This is a genomic window from Streptomyces sp. PA03-1a (assembly GCF_033792805.1).
Taxonomy (GTDB): Bacteria; Actinomycetota; Actinomycetes; order Streptomycetales; family Streptomycetaceae; genus Actinacidiphila.
Window position 1 is genome coordinate 1 of record NZ_JARAVO010000422.1, and the last position, 3,286, is coordinate 3,286.

Annotated in this window: 3 protein-coding genes; all 3 read left to right on the plus strand. The window is 76.1% G+C overall.

The genetic code is table 11. From position 1 onward, the window contains the following. Positions 1 to 232: 232 nt before the first annotated feature. The gene (rsmA, locus tag PV341_RS44350) at positions 233 to 1,126 is read left to right on the plus strand and encodes a 16S rRNA (adenine(1518)-N(6)/adenine(1519)-N(6))-dimethyltransferase RsmA (RefSeq protein ID WP_500328987.1); all 894 of its coding nucleotides are present in this window, start codon (positions 233 to 235) and stop codon (positions 1,124 to 1,126) included. A gap of 91 nt (positions 1,127 to 1,217) precedes the next feature. Next, the gene (locus tag PV341_RS44355) at positions 1,218 to 2,126 is read left to right on the plus strand and encodes a 4-(cytidine 5'-diphospho)-2-C-methyl-D-erythritol kinase (protein WP_500360915.1); all 909 of its coding nucleotides are present in this window, start codon (positions 1,218 to 1,220) and stop codon (positions 2,124 to 2,126) included. 82 nt (positions 2,127 to 2,208) lie between these two features. Next, a partial coding sequence (locus PV341_RS44360) for an acyltransferase family protein (protein ID WP_500360917.1) occupies positions 2,209 to 3,286 on the plus strand: 1,078 nt, incomplete at its 3' end.

Consider the following 3,286-nt stretch of genomic DNA (forward strand, 5'->3'; position numbering starts at 1 on the left):
TGGGAGGTGCCCCAGGCACGGCACTCCCCCAGCCTTCGGCCCGGGGGAGTCGTCGAATCGTCCGAGTAGCCCACTACGAGGACGACTCTCCGCCTTGCGTGCACCGCACCTGGGGGCACCTCCCAGCGGAGCCGGGGGTGCCGCTGGGCCCGCCCTTCGGGCGGCCGGCAGGACTTCGACGACAGGGCCCTGGCCCGCGGGAGGTCCCGCCGGGCCCGGATACCCTTGAGCGGTGAGCACCACCGACCACTCCGGTCCCGCCGACGACGCCCTGCTCGGCCCCGCCGACATCCGTGAGCTGGCCGCCGCGCTGGGCGTCCGCCCCACCAAGCAGCGCGGCCAGAACTTCGTCATCGACGCGAACACGGTGCGCCGCATCGTGCGCACCGCGGACGTCCGGCCCGACGACGTGGTCGTCGAGGTCGGCCCGGGGCTCGGCTCGCTCACGCTGGCGCTGCTGGAGGTGGCCGAGCACGTCACCGCCGTGGAGATCGACGACGTGCTGGCCGAGGCCCTCCCCTCGACCGTCGCCGCCCGGCTGCCGGGCCGGGCCGGCCGCTTCGCGCTCGTGCACCGCGACGCGCTGCGCGTCGAGGAGCTGCCCGGCCCGCCGCCCACGGCGCTGGTGGCCAACCTGCCGTACAACGTGGCCGTCCCGGTACTGCTGCACATGCTCGCGACCTTCCCGAGCATCGAGCGCTCCCTGGTCATGGTGCAGTCCGAGGTCGCCGACCGGCTGGCCGCAGGGCCCGGTTCCAAGGTGTACGGGGTGCCCTCGGTGAAGGCGGCCTGGTACGCCGAGGTGAAGCGGGCCGGGGCCATCGGCCGCAACGTCTTCTGGCCCGCCCCGAACGTGGACTCCGGGCTGGTCTCGCTCGTACGCCGCAAGGAGCCGCTCGCCACCACCGCCACCCGCGAGCAGGTCTTCGCGGTCGTGGACGCCGCCTTCGCGCAGCGCCGCAAGACGCTGCGGGCCGCGCTGGCCGGCTGGGCGGGCTCGGCCGCCGCCGCCGAGGAGGCGCTGGTGGCCGCGGGGGTGTCGCCGCAGGCGCGCGGGGAGGCACTGACCGTGGAGGAGTTCGCGGCGATCGCCGAGCACGGCGGTGGCGGCCGCTCACCGCGGTGACAGAGGGCACAATGGGGGCGCCGCCGTGCCCCACGTACCGAAGGCCCCGCATCGAGTGCCCCACGCTCACGCTCCGAGGAGAACCGCGCAAGTGACCCGCCGACCCGCGTCCGTGACCGTCCGCGTCCCCGCCAAGGTCAACGTCCAGCTCGCGGTGGGCGGACCGCGCCCCGACGGCTTCCACGACCTGGCCAACGTCTTCCTCGCCGTCGGCCTGTACGACGAGGTCACCGTCACTCCCGCCGAAGAGCTGCGGATCACGGTCGCCGGACCGGACGCCGACCAGGTCCCGGCCGACGCGAGCAACCTCGCCGCCCGCGCCGCGATCGCGCTCGCGGCGCGGCACGGGCTGGAGCCGCGCGTCCACATCCACATCGCCAAGGACATCCCCGTCGCGGGCGGCATGGCCGGCGGCAGCGCCGACGCGGCGGGCGCCCTGGTCGCCTGCGACGCGCTGTGGGGCACCGGCGCGAGCCGCGAGGAGCTGCTCACGATCTGCGCCGGGCTCGGCAGCGACGTCCCGTTCAGCCTGGTGGGCGGCGCCGCCCTCGGCCGGGGCCGCGGCGAGCTGCTGGAGCCGCTGGAGACGGGCGGGACCTTCCACTGGGTCTTCGCCGTCGCCGACGGCGGCCTGTCCACGCCCGAGGTCTACCGCGAGTGCGACCGGCTGCGCGGCGACGCGGAGGTGGCGGAGCCCGAGGCGTCCTTGGACCTGCTCGACGCGCTGCGCACCGGTGACGCGGTGGCCCTCGCCGCCTCCCTGGCGAACGACCTCCAGCCGGCCGCTCTCTCCCTGCGCCCCTCGCTGGCCGCGACCCTCGCCGCGGGCGCCGAGGCCGGCTCCCTGGCCACCCTGGTCTCCGGCTCCGGGCCCACCACCGCCTTCCTCGCCAAGGACGCCGAGTCCGCGCAGGCCGTCGCCGCCGCCCTCGCCGCCTCCGGCACCTGCCGCGCGGTACGGGTCACCACCGGCCCCGCGCAGGGCGCGACCCTGCTCTGAGTACCCGTACTCACCGTCTTCCGGGGCGAGTTGAGTAGGGCGGGCCTGACGGAGCGGCGCCCCGGCGCGGGATCGTGCCGGCATGGGGATGACAGCCGGAGAGATCGCCGCGGCCACGCCCGCGGCACGGGACCGTTACGCCGACTTCCTGCGGGTGGCGTCGCTGGCCACGGTCGTGCTGGGGCACTGGCTGATGGCGGCGGTGACCACCGGGGCCGACGGGGGCGTCGAGGTCGGCAACCTGCTGGCGCTGCGCCCGGCGCTGCAACCGCTGACCTGGGTGCTGCAGGTCATGCCGGTGTTCTTCTTCGTCGGCGGCTTCTCGCACGCGCTCTCCTACCGCTCCGTCGCACGCTCCGGCGGCGGGTACGCGGCCTTCCTGCGGGCCCGGCTGCGCCGGCTGCTGCGGCCGACGATGCTGTTCACCGCGGTGTGGGCCGCGGTCGCGCTGCTGCCCCCGGTGCCGGACGTGGCGGCGCGACTGGTGGCGCAGCCGCTGTGGTTCATCGGGATCTACCTCGGCATGGTGGCCTTCACCCCGCCGTTGCTGCGGCTGCACGAGCGGTACGGCTGGGGCGCCTTCGCCGCGCTGTCGGCCGGCGCGGTCGTGGTGGACGTGCTGCGCTTCGCCTTCGACGTGCCCTACGTGCCGTTCCTGAACTTCGCCTTCGTCTGGCTCGCGGTGCACCAGCTGGGCTTCCTGCGGGCGGACGGCCGGCTGCGCCTGCCCGCGGCGGCGGCCACGTGCGGGCTGGCCGGGGCGGTCGCGCTGGTGGCGCTCGGGCCGTACCCGCTGTCCATGGTGGGCATGCCCGGCGAGCGGATCTCGAACATGGCGCCGCCCACGCTCGCCCTGCTCTGCCACGGCGTGTGGCTGGTCGGCGCGGTCGAACTGCTGCGGCGCCCCGCCGCGCGCCTGCTGGAGCGCCCGCGCGTGTGGCGCGGCGTGGTCGCCGCGAACGGCATCGCGATGACGGCCTTCCTCTGGCACCTCACGGCCATGCTCGCCGTGTACGGCGCGCTGATCTCCCTGGGCCGCACGCTGCCCGCCCCGGCCACCGCCGCCTGGTGGGCCCAGGTGCCGCTGCGCGTGGCGGCCGCGACCGCCCTCACCGCCGCCCTGGTCGCCGTCTTCCGCCGCGCCGAACGCCCCCCGGCCC